Consider the following 21,791-nt stretch of genomic DNA (forward strand, 5'->3'; position numbering starts at 1 on the left):
CAAGCACTTATGAGAAGGGTAAACTTGAAATAATACCGTTATAAAGTTTAAATACAACATAAACAATCAGTGTTAAAAAAACAGCCCAAATTACAATTTCAAAAAGCATAACTCCTACAGTCGCCCCAAAACTCATATAGTTACTTAATTTATAAATAACAAAAACAAAATAGATAAACGTCGCAGCTAAAAGAATTATTAATAGGATCAAAAAGGATTGAATTCCAAAAGCAGAAGCAATAGCACCAAAGAAAAAGATGACATTACCTCCACGTGCTTCATAAACTGTTTTTCCTTCTAAATCTTTTGAGAAAAAGAGCATGGCCAATTCATGAATTGTTTCGCCAATTAATTTTAATGCTGAAAATAGCATGAAATAGCATAAGGCAAAAACAATCAATAAAAAGATTCGCATTTGTACATCAGATAGAAATTCTCTCATTCCCGAATAAACGCCAATAGATTTAAAAAGTTGGAGCGATTCGGTCACTGTAAATAAGCCGAATGTAAGACTAAAAAGGATAATTGTAATAAAAGGTAAATATCCGTAGATATATGGATTTTTCATTCTTAAACTTCCTCGTTTTCCTATGTATTATCTATTCAATAATAGCTAAAACCGCTTATTCTGTTAAGCTCAATTTTTGCTTCAGGCTCTTAACCTGTCTCACTATCTTTGAAAAGTAAAAAGCTCTTACCCACATTTTAAGTGGATAAGAGCTTTTATTTTTTTACCACCAAGGTCTTTTGTAATAATATGGTGGATAGTATGGTGGATAGTATGGTGGATAATAAGGTCTTCTATAATAATATGGATATGGACGAAATGCCGAACCGGCTAGCCCTCCTAAAAAGCCGCCAATGAATGGACCCCCAAAGAATGGAAACATAATCATCCTCCTCTCAGTTCTATCGTATGTCACTAAGAAGAGAGAAGTTAGGATGTTGCCTATTCCTTATTCGCTTGTTGTCCTATGCGTTCTACAAATGTAGCAAGTGTTCGAACCATCACACCAGTTCCACCTTTTGGTCCTAAATCATATGCAGCTTGCGCATCTGATGTACCTGCAATATCTAGGTGTATCCAAGGTGTATCGCCAACAAATTCACCGATAAACCCTCCGCCAAAGATCATATGGCCATCACTACCTGGAGAATTGTTTAAATCAGCCACATCACTTTTGCGAATACGTTTTTTATCGTTTTCTGTTAAAGGTAGCTGCCAGACAAATTCACCCGTTTCTTCTGATGCTTCTAGGAAGGATTCATAGAATTCCTTATTGTTTGTAAGTGCCCCTGTTTTATCATAACCAAGTGCTGTAATCACCCCGCCTGTTAATGTGGCTAAGTCGATAATATAATTGGCACCTTGTTGTTTTGCATAAGCAACAGCATCTGCTAGTACTAAACGACCTTCAGCATCTGTATTTAAAATTTCAACTGTTTTACCACTGAATGTTGTAATAACATCATCCGGTTTAAATGCTTCACCAGATATCATATTGTCTGTTGAACCAATTACGCCCATAACATTCTTGTTTGGTCGAAGTTCTCCGATAATCCGCATGGCACCAAGAACTGCAGCTGCTCCGCCCATATCACCTTTCATGCCAACGAGGCCTGTTTTAGATTTAAGTGAATAGCCACCTGTATCAAACGTTACACCCTTCCCAACAAAGCTTACAACGTCTTCCCAATTATCTGTTGCTTGGTATTTTAATGTGATTAAACGTGGTTCTTCTTTTGAGCCTTTATTAACCGCGAGAATGGCACCCATGCCAAGTTCTTCTAGTTGAGCTTTATCTAATACTTCCACTTCAAAATCATAAAGACTCGCAAGTTCAACCGCATAGTCTGCTAAATTTGTAGCTGTAAGTAAATTCCCTGGTTTGTTGATTAAACTTCGAGCCTCATTAACAGCAGTAGCATAGATTTCTCCAACTTCAAAGCCTGCTACTATTTCATCAATATCTTTGTTTGTTATAAAACTTACTTGTTCCAAAGAAACATCTGCAATATTAGAAGTCGTTTTATAATTTTCCACTTTATATGCACCCAAATTGATTCCCTCAGCAGCTAGTATGACTGCATCTGTTGCTGGTATTTCTTCCGTTTCAAATGAGTCAACCCAAATGGCAAATGATGTAGTCTTTTGTTCGCGCAATGCTTTTCCTGTTAACCCAAATGCTTCACGTAATACATCTGGTACCAAAGTTTTGCGGTTATCTAATCCAACAAAAATAATACGCTTCACATTTGCTTTTGGTTCAAATACAGGAATCTTATTAATCGACTTTGCATCTGTTTTTATATCTCCATCTTTTATCCATTGCTCAAATGGATGTCCAAAGAAATCTAAGAATTGATCCCAGCCTGGAACATTATGTTGATTTTTTGATATCCCTACAATGAGTGCATCTGCTGATATTGATTGAAAGGATTGCGGAGCTTTATTGATTTGCATTTCGTACCCTCTTTTCATTTATTATTTTCATTATAACAAACTAACGTACTATACGAAATTTTCTAAATTTGCGAAAGACATAATGGATGAACCATAATCGTCACCTATGTTATATTGAAAATATCAAGTGAAGGCTGAAAGGTGCTGATCATAATGGAACTACTTCACAACACTCCTTTAATTGTCGCTTTACTCGGAATACTCGTTGCACAATTTGTAAAAATTCCAATTCACTTTATTGCAACAAGAGAAATTGATTGGGGACTTTTTACATCAACTGGTGGAATGCCTAGCTCCCATTCGGCTGCAGTCTCAGCTTTAACTACTGCTATTGCATACGAAAATGGCCTTTCCTCACCGCTCTTTGCGGTTTCAGCAATTTTCTCAGTAGTTGTTATGTTTGATGCTAGAGGAATACGATACCAGGCAGGTCAGCAAGCAGTCGTTATTAATCAGATGCGGAAAGACTTTCAAACATTCATCATAAAGGCGAAGGCACTTCCTGATAAAACAAGTGAAGAAAAAATTGAAGATTTAAAAACACTTCTCGGTCACCGCCCTATCGAAGTATTTTTCGGTTGTCTTACAGGCATTATTCTATCCGTCCTCATTTATACCTTAAAGTAAAAAAAGCAGTGAGCTAATATATGCTCACTGCTTTTGTTTTAAAACATTTGATAACCCATTTTACGTAAAATTTTCATGACAATCCCCGAAATAATTGCACCGACTAATCCACTTGCAAGAATCAAAATATCAGCAGGTTGTAACGATACTAATTTATGTCCTAAAGCACTGAATGCTGTTCCAGCTTTAAAAAAGTAATCTAGGAAACTAACATCATCAACGATGAGGATCACAACAATAGGATATAGGAATGCCATAAACCATGTAGATCGAAGTAACATATTCAATAAGAATCCAATTCCAAAAAACATTACCAAGAATATTAACATGGATAAGATTAATTGGATAATAGAAAATCCACCTGTCATGTTTGAAACCTCCATTTTCTCTCACATTAGTGTAACTGATTGAGGCATCGCTTTCAACGACTAGGTATAATTTTCTATTTATTTAAAAGAACAATTTATACTCGGTATAACCAAAAATATTATCACTTTCTATTCCTTCTTTAGTTGCTGGTCTTGATTTTAATGGCAAGTCTACTATTTCATTCAGTAACATTGAAGTACGATTGTCTTTTTTTAAAGCTTGTGGTGACATCCAACATACCTCATATAATTCGTCTAGTTGGACTTTAATTTGTTGTTCTTGTGCGTTAGTTGTTAAGTAAAAGATTACCATCGTATCGCTTATATCATTGCGAATTACCCCCGTTCGAATACCCAGTAGTCCTTGCATAGTTGCTTTGATTCCTGTTTCTTCGAGTAATTCGCGATTGATTGCCTGGTCTATTGTCTCTCCTGGTTTAACAAAGCCTGCTGGCAGTGACCACATTCCCTTAAGACCACCGTAGCGTTTCATCGCAACAAGCCATTCACCCTTCTCATTTTCCACTAAGGCTGCTGCACCTAGCCAAACTCGTCCCCGTTCTTTCATGCTCACTCTAAATCCCTCCATGTCATGATTTAGTATGTACGTATTAAGAAATTGAAATATATACAGTTTAAAAATTATTTTTGTGTGCAGTCAACAAACTGCTAGGCATAGCTTATTTAAATATATTCAATTTCCCCTTTTTCCATACTAATTTCATGCCACCCATCAAATAGAGCGCACGATTATCAATCAGCTTTTTCATGATTGCGGCAATTTTCCCTGACATATCTTTGCCGAATACATTGCCAATTGCGTCCTTATTCCCTAATGAACAAACAGTTCCTTTTAAATTCGGTACAAACGCCTGTGTTTCTTCCCCTTTTATCAATGCAACCAAGTTATCTGAAACTGCCCCTGCTTGTTGTATAGCAATTTGGGCTGTAGTTGGATATGGGCGTTCTGTTTCTTTATTCATTAAGAAAGCACAGTCACCGACCATGAAAATATCTGGATAACCAGGTACACGTAAATCATCCTCTACTGCTACTCGAGCACGCTTAGATGGTAAATCGGATTGTTCAACAATTTGTGATCCTCGGACACCAGCAGCCCAAACGACAGTACCTGCTTTGATGAATTCAATTTCTTGGCCTTTTTTCACTTTTACGCCTTCTTTTGTTGCTTGGACAACAGGGGTGCCAACGGAAAATTCAATTCCTTTTTGGGTTAATACTTTTACTGCATATTTCACTAGTTTTGGCGAAAACATAGGCAATACAGTTGGGGCCGCTTCAATACAAATGATTCGTACTTTTTCTTTTGGAACGCTATTTTCAATACACAATTCCGGAATCTTATTTGCTAATTCTCCTAAAAATTCAATCCCTGTAAATCCTGCTCCGCCAACAATAATGGTAAGCAAAGAATCGTCCTTAGTTGTTTCCTCTTGAGCTGCCCACTTAGCAAATTGTGTATGAATATGATTTCTAATCTTACGAGCATCATTTACATTTTTAATACCAAAAGCATATTTGTCCAATCCTTCAATACCGAATGTTTCCCCTTCAAAACCAAGTCCTACAACTAAATAGTCGTAAGATAATTCCCCTTTGTCTGTAATCACTTTTCTATTTTGGATATCAAGTTTTTCAACGGTTTCTTCTGTAAATAGGATGTTGTCATTTAAGATATCATTGATTTCATATTGAACTTGTTCAGGTTTTAGAGTTCCAGCAGATGCTTCATGTAACCAAGTAGTTTCATAGTGATATGAGTTTTTGTTAACAAGCGTAATTTCAGCATCTTCTTTTCTTAGTTTTCTTTGTAAGTGAACAGCTGTCATTAAGCCGCCGTATCCTGCCCCTACTATTAAAATTTTCGGTTTACTCACAAAATCAGACCACCTTTAACTGGGTATTATCTTATCTTTATTAAAGATGCAATACAAAATATACTGGATATTTAAAAAGCTTCCTCAAATAGTGATGTTTAATACAGACTATCGAGGAAGCAAGATATACATACTATTAATTTTTCAATGATTCTAGCATTCTTCCGGTGTACCAGCAACTTTTGCTGTTCTAAATGAAGAACCACAGCCACATGAAGCGATTGCGTTTGGATTATCGATGGTGAATCCACCGCCCATTAGTGATTGTTTAAAATCAATTGTAGTTCCTTGAAGAATTGGTGCATCTTCGCTTGAAACAATAATTTTCAAGCCATGTTCTTCAAATAGCTCATCATTTTCTTGTTTTTCACGGTCGAAGCCCATCGCATATGAAAGGCCGCTGCAGCCGCCACCTTTTACGGCAACTCGTAAATAAGAGCCTTCTTCTTCATTGTTACGCATCATTTCTTGGATGTGAAACGCAGCAGCTTCTGAAATTTCGACTACTTGTGTCATACGTATCCACCTCTTTCTTATCATTATCATATCAATTTTCGGTCTTTGAGTAAAATTGAAATGCTCACAAAAAATATCAATTTCTTTTTTAGTCTAATATGATATAATTTACCTATATTCATCATCTGAAATGGGGCTATTGTTATGGAGCTTTCTCCTTATTATGAAAAACAAGTTGAATGCATTCATTGTAAAAAGAAGTTTAAATCAATGAAGGTAAGATCAAATTTCGTAAAAGTTAAAGAAAACGCGAGTGATTTTCAACCAATATACGAAAATGATGTAACCCCTTTTCTTTATAATGTGTTCGTTTGCGAGCATTGCGGATTTTCATTTACCGAAGATTTCACCAAATATTTTGCTCCTGGAACTAAAGAAGCAATCAACGAAAAAATTACTTCCCATTGGAAAATACACGATTTTTCTGGAGAACGCACTATTTTTGATGCCTTACAAGCCTATAAACTTGCACTTGTTTGTGGAAATCTAAAGAAAGAAAAGCATATAACACAAGCTGGACTTGCATTACGCATAGCATGGCTCTATCGTACATTACAAAAGACAGAGCAAGAAATAAGATTTATGGAGATTGCTAGAGAACAATATCTAGAAGCATATTCAGCAGAAGATTATATCGGAACATCTATGAGTGAAATACGTGTGATTTATTTAATTGCAGAATTGTCTCGTCGTATTGGAGATCGCGAACAAGCGATTCGATATTTCTCTCGAGTCATCGAAAAACAACGTTTGTTCAATGAGCCTAAAATTATTGAAATGGCAAAAGACAGTTGGCAACAAATGCGGTATGAAAAGGAATCAGTAGCTAATTAAACATTTATAAAATAAAAACAGCTGTCCTAGAAATAGTTTATTGCTATTTTTAAGGACAGCTTTATTATTAAAGATTAAAATACTTGTTCTACTTCTACAACGCCTGGTACTTCTTCTAATAGTGCGCGTTCGATACCGGCTTTTAAAGTGATAGTTGAACTTGGGCAGCTACCGCATGCTCCTAGTAAGCGTAGTTTAACAACACCATCTTCTACATCTACTAATTGGCAATCTCCTCCATCACGAAGAAGGAATGGGCGTAATTTATCTAAAACTTCTTGAACTTGAGCTAGCATATCTTGGTCTTGTACATTTTCTGTCATTACTATCGACTCCTTTCTCTATAATTATTATAATGTCTATAAGGTAAAAAATCCATTATAGAAATGCGAGGCTGAATGATTTGATAAATGATTCAATAACAATCGAAATTTACGGAGCCAATGTACAATGTGCAAGTTGCGTAAATGCACCATCTTCAAAAGACACTTATGAATGGCTTCAAGTAGCAATTGATCGCAAATATTCAAAACCCAATTATACTATCACTTATATCGATATAGAACAGCCAATTGAGAATGAAGAACATCAAAAATGGGCTCAAAGAGTGATTGATGATGAATTCTTTTATCCACTAGTACTGATTAATGGAGAAGTCGTTGGTGAGGGCTATATTCAGTTAAAACCTGTATTCCAAGCACTAGAACGTCATGGCTTTCAAACTTTAGCATAAGGTAAATATACTCCAAATTAGGGATTCTTCTTCTCTATTTTTCATTGGCTAGGTAATAAAATTAATACTAATTTTTAATTTAGTTTAAAGTGGAATCGGCTTCGCTTTCCTTCGGACGAGCGGTGAATCTCCAAAAACGCATGCTCCTGCATCGCTTCGCTAGCTTCGTCGCAAAAATTTTTTTTTGCAAGACAAAAAGAAATCTTCGCTACGTGTTGGGACTCACCTGTCTCGCTTTTCCCATGGGAGTCTTCGCCGATTCCACTTCAATTATTTTGGGGTACTTATCTCCATCAAAAGTTCCCAGAGTGTTCATATCCATACATAGCATGGAGAATTATTCATATGGATAAAAAAACTAGAGCATTTAAGCTCTAGTTTTTTTATTAACCATTATGGCGTTTGTACATCCACAGTAAACCTGATTTCATCAAACGAGCGATTCGACCTGTGACAGTTGTGTCGCCTAAGTAAACAAAGCCTTGTTTCTTACCAAGAGCTCCCATAAAGCCTTTTAATTTAATTTCAGGCATTTTTTCTGGGAGTGCTTGATTGCTCCATTGTAGTTTTAATACTTTTACAATATGTTCAGCTTGTTCTTCCGCAAGTTGTGCACTTGGACCAAATTGAGAAGCTGCACAGTCACCCACTATAAACACATGTGGATCACTTGGTAAGCTCATATATTGAGTAACCGCAACACGACCACGTTCCATCTCAAGGCCTAATTCACGGACAACCTTCACTGGTTGGATCCCTGCTGTCCACACTACTGCATCCACTTCGATTTTTTCTTCGTGGTTATAAAGAACTGTATCTTCTACTTTTGTAATATTAGAATTCGCAATGATTTCTACATCATTATTTTCAAACCATTTTTTCACGTATTTACTAAGACGTTCTGGGAAGTCTTTTAGAATACGTGCACTACGGTCAAATAATTTAATCTTAAGATCCGCACGACTTTCACGTAATTCACTAGCAAGTTCGATACCACTTAAACCTGCTCCAACAATACCAACAGTTGAACCTGAAGGTAATCCAGCTAAATCATTATACGTAACTCGAGATTGAGCCATTGATTGAATACTGTATGTAAATTCATCCGCTCCTGGAACGTTGTGATAATTATCTTCACAGCCAAGACCAATTACTAAATCATCGTATTCAATGTTTGTACCATTATCAAGATGTACGACCTTGTTTTTTAAATCAATATTTTCAATTTCTCCATAAACAGTTGAAAGTCTTTCATGTTCGGGAAATTTTACCCGAATTTCTTTTTCAGGTGTTGTTCCTGCAGCCAATGCATAAAATTCTGTTTTTAAACTATGGAATGGTGCTCGATCCACCAATGTAATTTGTAAATCATCTGGTAGATTATTTGGTAATAAGCGAAGTAATACGCGCATATTGCCGTATCCTCCACCTAGTAGGACTAGGTTTCTCATAGCAATCTCCTTTTTAACAAATTCGACACATTTATTCTATCCATAACGAGTATAGCTGATTGTGATAAGTTTCACAATATGTTTGTGAAACTTATCACAAAATAAAAGTAGATTATTGAATCAAGTAGAAAAATTGACGAATAAAAAAAATAATAGTAGGATTCGAAGGGAGAGGTGACGTACTATGAATCCACTTGTTGAATTTTGCGTCAGCAATTTAGCAAATGGCTCCCAAGAAACTTATGAAGTGCTTGAAAAAGATCCAAATATAGATGTTCTAGAATATGGCTGTTTAAGTTATTGTACCAGATGCTCAAACACCTTGTATGCACTTGTAAACGGTGAATTGGTTGAAGCTAATTCGAGTGAAGAGCTAACCAAAAAAATTTATCAATTCATTGAGGAAAATCCTTTGTTTTAAAAAAAATGACCTTTTCAGTCTTATTATGACTGAAAAGGTCATTTTTAATTACTTATTTTATAATAATTCTTTAAGTGTTTCTACCACATAGGTCGAAGGGATATCTTTTGCTTGTACATCTTCTGTTCTTGTGACACCTGTATTGACATGCAATGTATCGATTCCATAATTGATTCCACAAAGAATATCTGTGTCATAATTATCCCCAATCATCAACATTTCTTCTTTTTGCAAATTAAACTGTTGACGAATAATTTCGAGCATATGAGGAGCTGGTTTACCTATATACACTGGAGTCACACCGGTAACAGCATGTAGCATTTCTGAAATAGCTCCATTACCTGGTGCGAATCCAAATTCTGTTGGATATTTTATATCAGCATTTGTCGATACAAATGCTGCACCATTTTCTAATGAGTAACATGCGTCTGCTAGCATTTGGTAAGTCAATTCTGTATTCATGCCTTGTACTAAAACATCCGGATGTTCTGTTACAATCTTCATCCCCTCATCAAGTAGAGCTTCTGTTAAGCCATCTCCTCCCAAAACTTTCACAGTTTTGTTTGGAAATTGCATGGCAATATACTTAGCCGTTGCAATTGCAGAAGTCATGATATGGTCCTTATTTGCTTCAATCCCCATTTTATGCAATTTTTGTTGAACCTGTAGACTAGTCATTTTGGCATTATTAGTTGCAAAAAAAGGTTCAATTCCTTGCTGTTGAAGATACTTGATGAATTGCTTTGTTTCTGTAATCGGTTCCAATCCTTTATAAACTGTGCCATCAAGATCAAAGCAATACGCTTTATATTTTTTCATTATTGTTCCTCAGGGATAAAAGCAGATACTGGGCCCAATTCGTTAGTTAAATAATCATGTACACGAGGAGAGAATTCTTTAATAGCAGTTAAACTACTATTTAAAATCTGTACAACTTCTTCATCGTTGACTTCTAAAATGTCTCGCACAAGACCACGGCGAAGGCCAATTAACGCTTTTAGTGGTTGGTCCATGTCATGGGTAATAACTTTTTCGTCCACTAAAATATCAATAATGTCTTCATAGCTACCAGGATCACGCATGATAAATCCATCAATCATGGAGTTACCAACATCAATAATTGCTTCGATTAATATATTAGCAATACGTTCAACAGCTAATTTATGCACATCATCACTTAACCAATCTTCAGTTTGCTCAAAAGTATTGATAAGGGAATCCATATATTCAAGATTATTTGTAATTTTTTTTCGGTCAACAAAATACACTTGTACTTCCTCCATTCGAATAAAAGGTTGATACTTCTTTCTCTTCTATAGTACCATATCTTTAGTATTGGAAGGGGATTCGAACAAAATGGAGAGATTTTTCTTATATGATGAGATAGAAGAAAACAAAACAAGATTTGTCAGTTTTATGGGTGAAGAACAGCGCTATGATTTAGCCATATTACAAAGTGGTCGATTCTATGGCAAAATATTGGTTCTTGATATGCAACATAGCCGTTTTGCCATTTTAGGAACAGATGACTTAGATGAACCTGGATATTTAGAATCTGTCTACAACCGTACTCCTGAAGAAGCACAAGAAATAAGAGAATATTTATATGAAATCATGAGTTAACAAAAAAAAACATCGAGAGAGCTTATAATTGCTCTTGCTCGATGTTTTTTTGTTGTTCTGATTCTTCGTTCGTTGTAGCATCTTGAGTCGCTTCAAGATTCTCATTTTTAGCAGGCTCCTGGCTTTCATCGCTAACTTCTTCAACAGCATTTTCAGCCTGAATAACTTCTTTAGGTGCTTTTCCGCTTTTCTTTAATACGAAATAGGCACAACCAAAATTACAATACTCATATATATAGTCCTGTAATGTACTAATTTTTGTATCAAAAGATGCTTTTTGATTCTTATCTTCATAAAAACCTTTTAATCGAAGCTGACCATAACCCCAGTCTCCCACGATATAATCGTATTTGGATAAAATATCACTAAACCGTGTTTTAAAGTCCTCTTCCTTGAAACCCTCTTTGACATTTACAATTAGTTCATACACATATTGATCTGCAATAATCATTTGATCACCATCCAATTGTCATGGGTGATTACGCATTTTCGCCGATTGCTTGTTTTTGTTTTGTCGCAGCATTTACTTGTTCATCGGCATGGTAACTACTACGTACTAGTGGACCTGCTTCACAATGTTTGAAGCCTTTTGACATGGCAATTTTACGTAGTTTACCAAATTCAATCGGTGAATAATATTTTTTAACTGGTAAATGTTTTTTTGTCGGTTGTAGATATTGCCCAATTGTCATGATATCTACATTATTTGCGCGTAAGTCATCCATTACTTCGATAATTTCTTCTTCCGTTTCACCAAGACCAATCATTAATGATGATTTAGTTGGAACATCCGGTTGCATTTCTTTTGCACGACGTAAAAACTCTAAAGAGCGGTCATATGTTGCACGTGCGCGAACTCTTGGTGTTAAACGGCGAACTGTCTCTATATTATGATTCAAAATATCTGGTTTTGCATCCATCAAAATTTGTAAGTTTTCTTTTATCCCACCCATATCTGAAGGTAACACTTCGATGGATGTAAATGGATTTTTGCGGCGAATTGCACGAACAGTTTCGGCTAATACACCTGCCCCACCGTCTTTTAAATCATCACGTGCTACAACGGTGATGACTACATGTTTCAAATTCATAAGTTGAACTGAATCTGCAACTCGTTCAGGTTCTGCCAAATCTAGCTCATTTGGAAGGCCCGTTTTAACTGCACAAAATCGACATGCACGAGTACAAACATCACCTAAAATCATAAATGTTGCAGTACGACGTTCACCCCAGCATTCGTGAATATTCGGGCATTTTGCTTCCTCACAAACCGTATGTAAATTCTTTTCTCGCATTAGTTTTTTTAAACTTTTATATTCTTCATTTGTATTTAGTTTAATTTTAAGCCAATCCGGTTTTCTGATATGTTCTTCTTTAGTAGGTTTACATGATGTCACAATACTCAGCTCCCATCAATTAAGTAAATTATTAAATCTTGTACTGTTGTCAATGTATCATATTCAAAGGTTTCTAACAACCTCAGAGTTTATATGAAATTTGTGTTATGGGGACTTTGTAGATTGGTCTTGATTTGGTATTGGGACCTCTATGGAAGGCTGAGTTGATCCATCTTTTGAATAGATATATGGAACATTTCCTTTTAAAAGACTGATTGCTACTGGTATTTTCTGTTCTACTGTAGCAGACTTACTGGCAAAAGGAACGATAATTTGTACGTTAACGGTTGTTCGAACACTTACCTGTACGTAAGCATTGTTAATACCAAATTCTTTGATTTCTCTTTCTGCATTCACTTGAACGTTCCCAATAACGTGAAAACGAATTGGAACTTTTGGTCCTAAGTTTCCTAGTAACGGCAAACCTGTTGCTTGCCCAAGTGGTACATAAAACACAATCCCGCCATCTTGTTCCATGGCACCCGTATCATATTCGATTTCTTCATTCTTAGGTAAATAATCTAAATTACCTCTTTCAGCTTCTTCTAAATGAGATTGTACTAGGGTTTGCGTTTCTGACATGATTCGAGTAATCACTTCAGTATTTAAATTTGAGTCTACTAGCCCTTGATTATTTCCATTTTTTGGTTCAACACTTTGAATCACATCATTACTATCTAATACATTTGAAGTTCTTGAATTAATGGCTTTACTAATTACATAAGAGGCAATTTTGTTTGTTTCCACTTCTGCGTATTGCATAAATGTAGGCAAAAGCCTAACATTGATGAAATAAAAAAGTATTGCTATTGAACCTACCAAACTAACCATTAATACCGGTAAAAAACGTGGTTTTTGACGTGCATATAATTGTTTTTTCTTCTTCATTAGTCGCAAAATAATACCTCCTAATCATTCTTATGATTAGGAGGCTGTCATTATTCGACGTGATCGAGGTATTCAACTTCAACTTTGTCTACGAAAATATTCTTTTCTTCGGATAATAAAATCTCATATGTAGCTTTTAGCATTTCGCCGTTTTCTTCAAAGATTCTAACCCAAGGTCTCTCTGTCCAGTCTTTATTTTGTTTACTAACAATCCCTCTACGGCCATCTGAAAGTAATAGGACACTTCCATTCGGATAGTAAGCAACACAGCGCCTGAAAGCATTTACGACCTTTTCATCATATAAAGTGCCACTTCCTTCTTTGATGATCTCCATCCCTCTTGAAGGAAGCATTTTATCACGATATACTCGATTTGATGTCACCGCATCGAACACATCTGCTACAGCAATAATTTTTGCATATGGATGAATTTCAAAGTCTAATAATCCTCTTGGATATCCACTACCATCTAATCGTTCATGATGTTGAAACGCACAATGTGCAGATAATAGCGATATTGTATGTAAGTTTCGCAATACATCAAAACCATAATTGGTATGCAATTTCATCGTTTCATATTCATCGTTTGTCAGGCGACCAGGCTTTTTTAGAATTTCTTGCGGAACCATCATTTTCCCAACATCATGCAGGATTGCACCAATACCAATTTGTCTAATCTCTGATGCGCTGTAATGCATTTCTTTCGCAATAGCTATTGCATATACCGCAACTTGAAATGAATGTTGATAAATGTAATTATCATAAAGGAAAGCATCGCTCAATACGGTTAAGATTTCTTTACTATTCTTGATATGGTCGAGCAAGTCATCAATAATCGTTACAAAATGTTTTGATTGTTTTTCAAGACAATATGTAACTTCTTTTCCTTCTAAATGCTTTACTGAATTAAAAGAAGATGTTATTTGATCAATTGCTCGCCTTCGTACGGCTGTTGGAACAGTCTCTACTATTTCAATATCAGTTGAGATTTTATCATCAATATATACATATTGTACATTTAATTGTTGTAATCGCTGGATACTGTGTTCAGATACCTTTACACCTTTTTGTAGCAATGGTCTGCCAGCTTCGTTCCAAATGGTCTTTCCTATTACCATGCCCGCTTGTATCGCCTTTGTTGAGATCAACCGCATGCTTTATTTCCCCAATCATCTAATATAACAAAATACCTAATTCTCTAAATCACTCTTATTACTTTTATTATAATCTTGTCCATATGAAATCAGGATATCACGTAAAAACTGAGGTAACAAGTATGTTTTTGGTAAATTTTTAAAATGGGGAAAGAAGTATCCAAAGGTAAACATATCTAATGTTACTAACTTGTAATTTTGGGTATCGTTAGCCTTTTCACTATTTATCATTAAATCTCCAAATGAATTAAGTGAACATCCGTATGTTAATATTTTACCAAGGACTAACCCTCTAAATCCTAGCCCTTTTAATTCGGTTCTTGGCCAATCTAAGGACTCTTTTGCAAGTTCTAATGTTTCTTTCAATTCTTGGCCACTAATTTCAATGATGCAAGCATTAATCGGATGTGGAAGGCATTGATGTACATCAAATGCAGTAACCATTCCTTTTGGTAAATCTCGTAAAAAGATACCAGCATTGAACAATGCACAGTCTGCTTGCGAGAATTCCAATAGTCCTTTTGCAAAAAAACGTGAAAGTGCAGAGTGATGGTACCATTCTTTGTTTAAATAATGATTTGCTTCAAATACAGGATGGTTCAGTAGTGATTTTCCTTTTTCAATCAATTCCTGATCAAATTGTTCTTCACGTTCTACAGCTGGTAATTCGGATGTACTATAAAGCTCTGTTTTCTTCTTCTCTATGCTTTTTTGATGAACATCAAAATGGATTTCGGTATGACCTACGAATAAGCCGAATTTTCCTCCACCAGTTAATAATGTACTACCAACTAGTTTTCCTTCATGCAACACATGGTGTGTATGAGATCCAAAAATGACATCGATTTGAGGACATAAGACGGCTAATTCTTCATCCATATTGATACCTAAATGAGACATGCAAACAATGATATCAACCAATGGGTGTATTTCTTTTACAAGTTCCTGTAATACAGGTAGTGGATCTTCTATGGTCCAGCCAAGTGGTTCGTAATAAGTACGATACTCAGCTGTTGCAGCAATCACGCCAATTTTTGTGCCGTTTTGTGTTTTATAAATTTTATAACGCTTTGCCCAGTCCGGAATTTTATTGCCCTCTTTTAAATTTGCAACGATGACATCAAATTGAGCTTGATCATACAACTCGTCTAAATTTCCTTTTGATAAAGTAATCCCTTCATTATTGCCAATTGTGACTGCATCATACAGACCACCATTTAATAGCGTAATATTGCCTTTTCCTAATGTCGCTTCAGTATATACATGTGAGCGGTCTATAAAATCACCGATATCGAATATATAACAGCTATCGCCTACTTCTGTATGCCATTTCTTCCTGTTTGTAAGTAACTTTTGAATCCGTGGCCAATATCCGAAATGGCTATGTAAATCATTGGTATGATATAAATGTATTGTTTCTATCATGTTGACACCTCACTTTTGCTAAGAATAACTCTTCATAAACGGAGCGTATTCCAAGTAGTAATAGTATAATTCGCAAAATAAGTATTAATGTATTTGACCCGATTTTTGCACCAATATATGCTCCTGATATTAATGGAATCGTATAAGCCCAAGGAATATGTCCAAGATAAATATGACTTGTAGATTTATGATGGAAGATTAGAATACCATGAACATGGACGTTGAAAAAGCAACATGCGCTGGAAATCCAAATAGATTGATTAAAAGCAGGAACAGTCATCGAACATCTACCAATTCCAAATAACCTCGATGTAATACCAATCTAAAAGGTCAGTAAAATGGCAAACTACGTAGGGTAACTGTATACATAATTCTGGTCATCTTTTGGATCAAAAAAGAATGTTGCTTACCATGTTTTATAAACCATTGTACAGGTTTTAAATAATCTTGAATAAGTAATATGATTGCTAAAATAATAAGTAATATACCAAAGTTTAAGTTAAATAAGGGTAAAACTATTCCTTTATTGATTTACGCGCCTAAAATAGTACCTGGTGCACTACCTAAAAAGAAGATAGACTCACTATTCCATCTCTACTACCCTTCAAAAAAGTCTAGCTGTTTCGGTGATAAATCGTGATATTCAATGCCTAACATTTTCTGTAATGTCTTCGCATTTGCAGCTGCGTGATGCCCAGAGTTGTTATTAAACAATACATAAACATCCTTCGCAGATTCTTGAATTTTCAATACCGTTTCTTTTAAACCTGCTAATTCTTCTTTTGTATAATCATATAAAAATCGGACTTCTCTCCATCGCTCATTATTTCCAGGATTACGCCAGCCATGTACATTTCTTCCGTGAATACGAAATAACACTTTCTCTCCCGTTGAAATCGGTACTAAGGGTACAGACCCCTCACCTGCTTGAGGCTCATCGCAAACTGTATGAAATAAGCCCTGTTGCTTTAAAAACTGTAATGTTCCATCCATATAACTTTCGCTATACCAAGTGCGATTTCGGAACTCAATTGCTACAGGAAAATCTGCAAGTTGTTGCCTTATATATCGTATATATTGAACATTCTTTTGTTGGCAATCAAACCATGGCGGGAATTGTACAAGTATTAACGCTAATTTCCCCGCCTTTTTAAATATATGTATGGACTCTTTAAAAGCTTCGAACATTTCTTGTCGAGTATTAAAAGGATTTTCTTCACGTAAATGCCCAGTCATGCCCTGATACGCTTTAACAACAAATTGGAAATGCTTTGGTGTTTCATTAATCCATTTTTGGACATTTGAAGGAGATGGAACGGAATAAAATGACGTATCTAATTCAACTACTGGAAAGTATCCACTATAATCAAAAAGTTTGTCTTTTGCAGACGAAGTTTTGCTATATAAGTCTGGATGATCTCCCCATCCTGTTAAGCCAATATGGATCATATAAATCCCTCCATTTTGATAAGTATACCCATCATATCATAGCTAGTTATTGGTGCTATATAATAAGGATTGTTTTAGGTTATTATTACTTTCACTACCTATCCTTCTAATAGTATAGCGAATTATATTTTCTTATGTTTATATAAGATAAAGGAGAATCATTATAATAAATGGGAGTGATAATTTGAAACCAACTCGTGAAGAAAACCGTGATCTTTTTGATCGTACATATATAGGAAAACCCGGTTGCATGGCTATTTTAATTTTGGTTGTTATCTTGTATATCATTTATGATATGTATAAATAGGATTAGCAAAATAGTTTTAGAGAGGTCATATCATTTTCCTAAAACTATTGTACAAACTAAAAAAAGAGATACAACTGCAACATGTTATTTGCAGCTTATATCTCTTCTAACTATCAATTAATAACTGTTCCAAAGCCGATTAAATAACCATCTAAATCACGAATTGCAAATTCACGTAACTTTTCGCCCGCAATTTCTCGCACTTTTGGATAATAGGCAAATAGTGCTCCGTGCAATTTTGCATCATTAAATAATTTATCTAGTTGATCTGCATCTTCCATGTAACTAAATACATTCCACAAATTCCGATTTGGCTTTACGTCTTCAATTTTTTCCGCTTGTATTAACTTAATGGCTAAACCGCAATCCTCGCGGTAAAGAATACCTTCCACTTCTTCACAGCTTAATACTGTCTTATAAAAAAGCTTTGATAATTCTATATCCGATACTAGTAATACACTCACGGATGACATTAAATGCATAGGAAAAGATACACCCCATATTGTATAAAGTTCACAGCATAGTTCTGAATAGTCAGAACACTATTTTCCTATTATATTTTACCATGTTTTTCTTGTGTAATATACATTTTTCTAGAAAAATTGAGAAAAATCCAGGAATTATTCTACAAGATTCCTGAGTTTTCATACAATCTATTTATTTTTAATCAATAGAGCTTTTCATTTAGAAAATCTTTACATTGTTAAACTTTATTCCGAAATTCAGTTCGAAAATTCATATGATAAATAAACATTCTGAATAAGTAACAGACATAAGAGACATAATCTTTCGAGTCCTAGTCGGATTTGTTTAAGCACTCCGTTCAATGGAAAATAGTGAAGGTAAATATCTTTTTTAGAGGAATTCAATAGGAAATCTCTATGAGGTTATAAAATTAATTATTTTGTTTAGTTGCATTTACTGCATGAATTGAAAAATTAGTTTTCTTTTAAATGATCAACAAGTCGACTGAGTAAATTACTTAAAACTACTATTTCTTCATCATTGTAAATATGATAGGTTTTGCTATTAAATTCATCTCGTGATGAACTTAATTGTTCATAAACTCGTTGTCCTTCTTCTGTCATCTTCACTCGTGTTCGTCTTTTATCTTCAGGGTCAGTAAATAAAGCAACTAAATTAGCCTGCTGTAAGCGATTGATCATCCCAGTCATATTTTGTTTTGTTACAAGTGTTTCTTCTTTTAATTTACCAATTGATATATCTCCTTTCTCTATTATTGTTTTGAGGATAACCCATTGCTGTATACTATTAAGCCCTACATCTGCAACCATTTTTGCACCATATCTGCTCAAAAGATTGGATATCCTTAAGAAATCTAAAGTTATATTGGTTTTTAAATTTTCCATATTAACCTCCTGGCCTGGAAAAGAATTTTTTATTATCTACCAATTTTAATTACCTTATTCAAATTAGTCAACTTATTGACTAATTTTCAACTGTGAATTAAACTAAAAAATATTAAATTTTTCAATACCTTGACTCAATATGTGTTTGGGAAAGTATGTAAATGGTATTTATAAAGTGTACAGCTTTCAATTATTTGATATATTTTCTAAACACCCAAAAAGTGATAGATCAACTTTTCCTAAACTCACCTTTCAATTATTCTTGATAATCAGGAGATGTAAAGTATGTCAGAAAAAACAACGAATCGCAAAATGGTAACTATCGCCATGCTAGTTGCTATCTTATTAGTTGCTATTGACGTAACGGTTGTTAGTACCGCAATGCCACAGATTGTCAAAGATCTCAGCGGATTAAAATTAATTAGCTGGGTGTTTGCCATCTATACGCTTACCACTTCAGTAACTACACCGATTTACGGAAAATTAGCAGATTTATTCGGACGAAAAAAAGTCTTTATTACGGGGGTCATTCTATTTGTTGTTGGATCAATGCTTTCTGGTGCTGCACAGACAATGACCCAATTAATCTGGTTCCGTGCTTTCCAAGGAATTGGAGCAGGGGCGGTAATGCCTCTTACCTTTACGATTATCGGTGATCTTTACCCGGGAGAACAGCGTGCAAAAATGCAGGGCGTATTTAGTTCGGTCTGGGGAATTGCAGGTCTCCTTGGTCCATTAGTAGGCGGGTTTTTTGTAGACCAAATCAGTTGGCGGTGGATCTTCTATATTAATTTACCAGTAGGCTTAGTAACGCTTGTGTTACTCACTATCTTCTTCCACGAATCAATTGAATTGCAAAAGGATCGTAAAATTGATTATCTTGGAGCCCTTACTTTTACAATTGGAATTTCAACTGTCTTATACGCTCTATTAAATGCAGGACCTGGTCAAAAGTATGCCTGGAACTCAACAGCCATTTACGTACTGTTTGCCGTTGGGGTCATTTTTATCGTTCTCTTTGGTTATATTGAAACCAAAGTAAAGGAACCGATGCTTCCTCCATCATTATTTAAGATACCTGTAATCCTAGTATCCAATCTCATTGGTTTCCTAGCAAGTTCTGTTCTAATAGGAGTGAATGTTTATTTGCCAATGTGGATTCAAACAATTCTTGGACACAGCGCAACCAGCTCAGGACTTACCCTAATGCCAATGTCAATCGCATGGCCTCTCGGTGCAACCTTTGCTGGGCGTTACATGTATAAAATTGGCTCCAAGTTCACCGCCATCATAGGGGCAGTTTTAATTACCCTTGCAGGAACATGGTTACTAGCTGTTGAATTGGACTCTCCTTATTGGTATTTTGTTGGAATTATGATTGTTATTGGTCTAGGGATGGGGTACGCTACCACCCCAACGACTGTTCTCGTTCAATCAGCTGTTGGCTGGCAAATGCGTGGTGCCGCGACTGCTTCAAATACATTTACTCGATCAATTGGACAAACGGTTGGTGTGGCTGTCTTTGGAACCATTTTTAATAATTCACTTATAACGTTTGGAAAAGAACATGCGAATGGAGCATGGAGCGGAGAGGGCAACAATATCAGTAACCTCCTAAGCTCGGAGACCATCAATAAACTACCAACTCAAGCAGTAAAATTAATCCATGAGGGACTTGCCCATGGTATGCACCTGGTGTTTATTCTCGTATTTTTTATTGCGATTGCAAATCTTATAATGACTCTATTCCTTCCTTCACACAAGAAGGTAATGGAGCAGCAAAAGAAAGTCCAACAATAAACACTTTACTGACATCGCACAGTGGTTGCAAAAAATTGCTTCTAACAGGCAATGTATTATAAAAAAAATGCATATATAGAAAGGCGTGAAACGCAATGAAATTAGTAAAATTGCAAAATGATAAAATCCCTCCAATCGCCCTTGGTACATGGTCATGGGGCACTGGTGCAAACGGCGGGGATGCAGTTTTTGGAAATTATATTACAGAAACAGAATTATGGCCTGTATTTGATGCGGCGATGGCTGCCGGATTTAATTTATGGGATACAGCAGCTGTTTATGGAATGAACGCTTCTGAGAATATTTTGGGAAGTTTCATTAAAGGCAGGGAGGATGTGCTTATCTCCACTAAATTTACTCCACAAATGGCAGGAGACAATGACAACGCTGTTGAGGAAATCTTGAACGGAAGCCTAAACCGGCTCGGCATAGATGAAGCTGATATTTATTGGATACACAGCCCAGCAGATGTGCAAAGATGGACACCAAAATTAATCCCTCTAATGAAAAGTGGAAAAGTAAAACATGTAGGTGTTTCCAATCATAATCTCGATGAAATTAAATTGGCAGCCAGCATCTTGGCGGAAGAAGGGCTGAAAATTTCAGCTGTCCAAAACCATTACAGCTTGCTTTACCGTTCATCGGAAGAAGCCGGAATTATTGACTACTGCAATGAAAATAATATTGTGTTCTTTTCTTATATGGTATTGGAACAAGGTGCATTAACTGACAAATACAATACGAATAATCCAATGCCAAGTGGTACCAGAAGAGGCAAAGCTTTTAATCCAGATGTGCTTGAAAAGATCGAATCCTTAATCCATGTAATGAGAGAAATTGGCAGTATTCACAATGCATCCACAGCACAAATTGCTACTGCTTGGTCCATTGCTAAAGGGACTGTACCGATTATTGGTGTTACGAAAATCTCCCATGTTGAGGATGCTATAAAAGCTTCTGAGGTACATTTGACAACTCAAGAGATTCTCAAACTTGAAAAAGCCGCTAAAGAAACCGGTGTTGAGGTCAAAGGCGAGTGGGAAAAGCCCATGCATTAATATAAACA

General features: G+C 35.6%; 27 protein-coding genes. 8 read left to right on the forward strand and 19 right to left on the reverse strand.

What is annotated here, in order from left to right:
• Positions 1-7: 7 nt before the first annotated feature.
• From ACWV26_RS15300 to ACWV26_RS15310, 3 genes are all read right to left on the reverse strand, one after another.
• Positions 8-568 (reverse strand): DUF5366 family protein, encoded by a 561-nt coding sequence (locus ACWV26_RS15300; RefSeq protein WP_455895571.1) that lies wholly within the window; start codon positions 566-568, stop codon positions 8-10.
• Between the two features lie 163 nt (positions 569-731).
• On the reverse strand, positions 732-890 hold the full coding sequence (locus tag ACWV26_RS15305) for a hypothetical protein (RefSeq protein WP_455895572.1): 159 nt from the start codon (positions 888-890) through the stop codon (positions 732-734).
• A 59-nt stretch (positions 891-949) separates the two neighbouring features.
• Positions 950-2,464 (reverse strand): leucyl aminopeptidase, encoded by a 1,515-nt coding sequence (locus tag ACWV26_RS15310; protein ID WP_455895573.1) that lies wholly within the window; start codon positions 2,462-2,464, stop codon positions 950-952.
• Positions 2,465-2,617: 153 nt separating this feature from the next.
• On the opposite strand from ACWV26_RS15310, the gene ACWV26_RS15315 reads away from it, so the two are divergent.
• The gene (locus ACWV26_RS15315; protein ID WP_455895574.1) at positions 2,618-3,091 is read left to right on the forward strand and encodes a divergent PAP2 family protein; all 474 of its coding nucleotides are present in this window, start codon (positions 2,618-2,620) and stop codon (positions 3,089-3,091) included.
• Between the two features lie 38 nt (positions 3,092-3,129).
• Here ACWV26_RS15315 and ACWV26_RS15320 read toward each other — a convergent pair whose 3' ends face one another.
• From ACWV26_RS15320 to ACWV26_RS15335, 4 genes are all read right to left on the reverse strand, one after another.
• On the reverse strand, positions 3,130-3,459 hold the full coding sequence (locus tag ACWV26_RS15320; protein WP_455895575.1) for a YuiB family protein: 330 nt from the start codon (positions 3,457-3,459) through the stop codon (positions 3,130-3,132).
• An 82-nt stretch (positions 3,460-3,541) separates the two neighbouring features.
• Positions 3,542-4,027 carry an NUDIX domain-containing protein gene (locus tag ACWV26_RS15325; RefSeq protein ID WP_455898269.1) on the reverse strand — a complete coding sequence of 162 codons (486 nt, stop codon included), beginning with the start codon at positions 4,025-4,027 and terminating at the stop codon, positions 3,542-3,544.
• A gap of 112 nt (positions 4,028-4,139) precedes the next feature.
• A complete protein-coding gene (locus tag ACWV26_RS15330) occupies positions 4,140-5,357 on the reverse strand; it encodes an NAD(P)/FAD-dependent oxidoreductase (protein WP_455895576.1) in 1,218 nt (405 codons plus the stop codon).
• Positions 5,358-5,510: 153 nt separating this feature from the next.
• On the reverse strand, positions 5,511-5,873 hold the full coding sequence (locus ACWV26_RS15335) for a HesB/IscA family protein (protein WP_455895577.1): 363 nt from the start codon (positions 5,871-5,873) through the stop codon (positions 5,511-5,513).
• Positions 5,874-6,017: 144 nt separating this feature from the next.
• On the opposite strand from ACWV26_RS15335, the gene ACWV26_RS15340 reads away from it, so the two are divergent.
• Positions 6,018-6,707, forward strand: coding sequence for a DUF2225 domain-containing protein (locus ACWV26_RS15340; RefSeq protein ID WP_455895578.1), 690 nt, complete (start codon positions 6,018-6,020; stop codon positions 6,705-6,707).
• Between the two features lie 74 nt (positions 6,708-6,781).
• Here ACWV26_RS15340 and ACWV26_RS15345 read toward each other — a convergent pair whose 3' ends face one another.
• Entirely contained in the window at positions 6,782-7,030 is a 249-nt protein-coding gene (locus ACWV26_RS15345) for a NifU family protein (protein WP_455895579.1), read from the reverse strand.
• Between the two features lie 83 nt (positions 7,031-7,113).
• Here ACWV26_RS15345 and ACWV26_RS15350 point away from each other — a divergent pair, with 83 nt between their 5' ends.
• Positions 7,114-7,440: a YuzD family protein gene (locus tag ACWV26_RS15350; protein ID WP_455898270.1), complete on the forward strand. Its 327-nt coding sequence runs from the start codon at positions 7,114-7,116 to the stop codon at positions 7,438-7,440.
• A gap of 386 nt (positions 7,441-7,826) precedes the next feature.
• Here the strand turns inward: ACWV26_RS15350 and ACWV26_RS15355 are convergent, their stop codons facing one another.
• Positions 7,827-8,891, reverse strand: a complete 1,065-nt coding sequence (locus ACWV26_RS15355) for an NAD(P)/FAD-dependent oxidoreductase (RefSeq protein ID WP_455895580.1) — start codon at positions 8,889-8,891, stop codon at positions 7,827-7,829.
• A 184-nt stretch (positions 8,892-9,075) separates the two neighbouring features.
• Here ACWV26_RS15355 and ACWV26_RS15360 point away from each other — a divergent pair, with 184 nt between their 5' ends.
• On the forward strand, positions 9,076-9,312 hold the full coding sequence (locus ACWV26_RS15360) for a YuzB family protein (RefSeq protein ID WP_455895581.1): 237 nt from the start codon (positions 9,076-9,078) through the stop codon (positions 9,310-9,312).
• Between the two features lie 57 nt (positions 9,313-9,369).
• Here ACWV26_RS15360 and ACWV26_RS15365 read toward each other — a convergent pair whose 3' ends face one another.
• Positions 9,370-10,131 (reverse strand): TIGR01457 family HAD-type hydrolase, encoded by a 762-nt coding sequence (locus tag ACWV26_RS15365; protein WP_455895582.1) that lies wholly within the window; start codon positions 10,129-10,131, stop codon positions 9,370-9,372.
• On the reverse strand, positions 10,131-10,580 hold the full coding sequence (locus ACWV26_RS15370) for a DUF86 domain-containing protein (protein WP_455895583.1): 450 nt from the start codon (positions 10,578-10,580) through the stop codon (positions 10,131-10,133). The genes ACWV26_RS15365 and ACWV26_RS15370 overlap by 1 nt, the downstream gene beginning before the upstream one ends.
• 88 nt (positions 10,581-10,668) lie before the next feature.
• On the opposite strand from ACWV26_RS15370, the gene ACWV26_RS15375 reads away from it, so the two are divergent.
• Complete coding sequence (locus ACWV26_RS15375) at positions 10,669-10,935, forward strand: DUF3055 domain-containing protein (RefSeq protein ID WP_455895584.1); 267 nt, start codon at positions 10,669-10,671, stop codon at positions 10,933-10,935.
• Positions 10,936-10,957: 22 nt separating this feature from the next.
• Here the strand turns inward: ACWV26_RS15375 and ACWV26_RS15380 are convergent, their stop codons facing one another.
• The 6 genes from ACWV26_RS15380 to ACWV26_RS15405 form a co-directional block, all read right to left on the reverse strand.
• On the reverse strand, positions 10,958-11,386 hold the full coding sequence (locus tag ACWV26_RS15380; protein ID WP_455895585.1) for a YutD family protein: 429 nt from the start codon (positions 11,384-11,386) through the stop codon (positions 10,958-10,960).
• Positions 11,387-11,414: 28 nt separating this feature from the next.
• On the reverse strand, positions 11,415-12,332 hold the full coding sequence (lipA, locus tag ACWV26_RS15385; protein WP_455895586.1) for a lipoyl synthase: 918 nt from the start codon (positions 12,330-12,332) through the stop codon (positions 11,415-11,417).
• 105 nt (positions 12,333-12,437) lie between these two features.
• On the reverse strand, positions 12,438-13,220 hold the full coding sequence (gene yunB, locus ACWV26_RS15390) for a sporulation protein YunB (RefSeq protein ID WP_455898271.1): 783 nt from the start codon (positions 13,218-13,220) through the stop codon (positions 12,438-12,440).
• Between the two features lie 50 nt (positions 13,221-13,270).
• Positions 13,271-14,374 carry an HD-GYP domain-containing protein gene (locus ACWV26_RS15395; RefSeq protein WP_455895587.1) on the reverse strand — a complete coding sequence of 368 codons (1,104 nt, stop codon included), beginning with the start codon at positions 14,372-14,374 and terminating at the stop codon, positions 13,271-13,273.
• 36 nt (positions 14,375-14,410) lie between these two features.
• Positions 14,411-15,799 (reverse strand): bifunctional metallophosphatase/5'-nucleotidase, encoded by a 1,389-nt coding sequence (locus ACWV26_RS15400; RefSeq protein WP_455895588.1) that lies wholly within the window; start codon positions 15,797-15,799, stop codon positions 14,411-14,413.
• Between the two features lie 597 nt (positions 15,800-16,396).
• On the reverse strand, positions 16,397-17,248 hold the full coding sequence (locus ACWV26_RS15405) for a DUF72 domain-containing protein (protein ID WP_455895589.1): 852 nt from the start codon (positions 17,246-17,248) through the stop codon (positions 16,397-16,399).
• A 184-nt stretch (positions 17,249-17,432) separates the two neighbouring features.
• Between ACWV26_RS15405 and ACWV26_RS15410 the strand changes: the two genes are divergently transcribed.
• Entirely contained in the window at positions 17,433-17,555 is a 123-nt protein-coding gene (locus tag ACWV26_RS15410; protein WP_455895590.1) for a hypothetical protein, read from the forward strand.
• 113 nt (positions 17,556-17,668) lie between these two features.
• Here ACWV26_RS15410 and ACWV26_RS15415 read toward each other — a convergent pair whose 3' ends face one another.
• The gene (locus ACWV26_RS15415) at positions 17,669-18,037 is read right to left on the reverse strand and encodes a VOC family protein (RefSeq protein WP_455895591.1); all 369 of its coding nucleotides are present in this window, start codon (positions 18,035-18,037) and stop codon (positions 17,669-17,671) included.
• A 456-nt stretch (positions 18,038-18,493) separates the two neighbouring features.
• On the reverse strand, positions 18,494-18,925 hold the full coding sequence (locus ACWV26_RS15420) for a MarR family winged helix-turn-helix transcriptional regulator (protein ID WP_455895592.1): 432 nt from the start codon (positions 18,923-18,925) through the stop codon (positions 18,494-18,496).
• Between the two features lie 285 nt (positions 18,926-19,210).
• On the opposite strand from ACWV26_RS15420, the gene ACWV26_RS15425 reads away from it, so the two are divergent.
• Entirely contained in the window at positions 19,211-20,725 is a 1,515-nt protein-coding gene (locus ACWV26_RS15425; protein ID WP_455895593.1) for an MDR family MFS transporter, read from the forward strand.
• A 95-nt stretch (positions 20,726-20,820) separates the two neighbouring features.
• Positions 20,821-21,783, forward strand: a complete 963-nt coding sequence (locus ACWV26_RS15430; RefSeq protein WP_455895594.1) for an aldo/keto reductase — start codon at positions 20,821-20,823, stop codon at positions 21,781-21,783.
• Positions 21,784-21,791: the final 8 nt, after the last annotated feature.

It is taken from the genome of Rummeliibacillus sp. JY-2-4R (assembly GCF_053847205.1).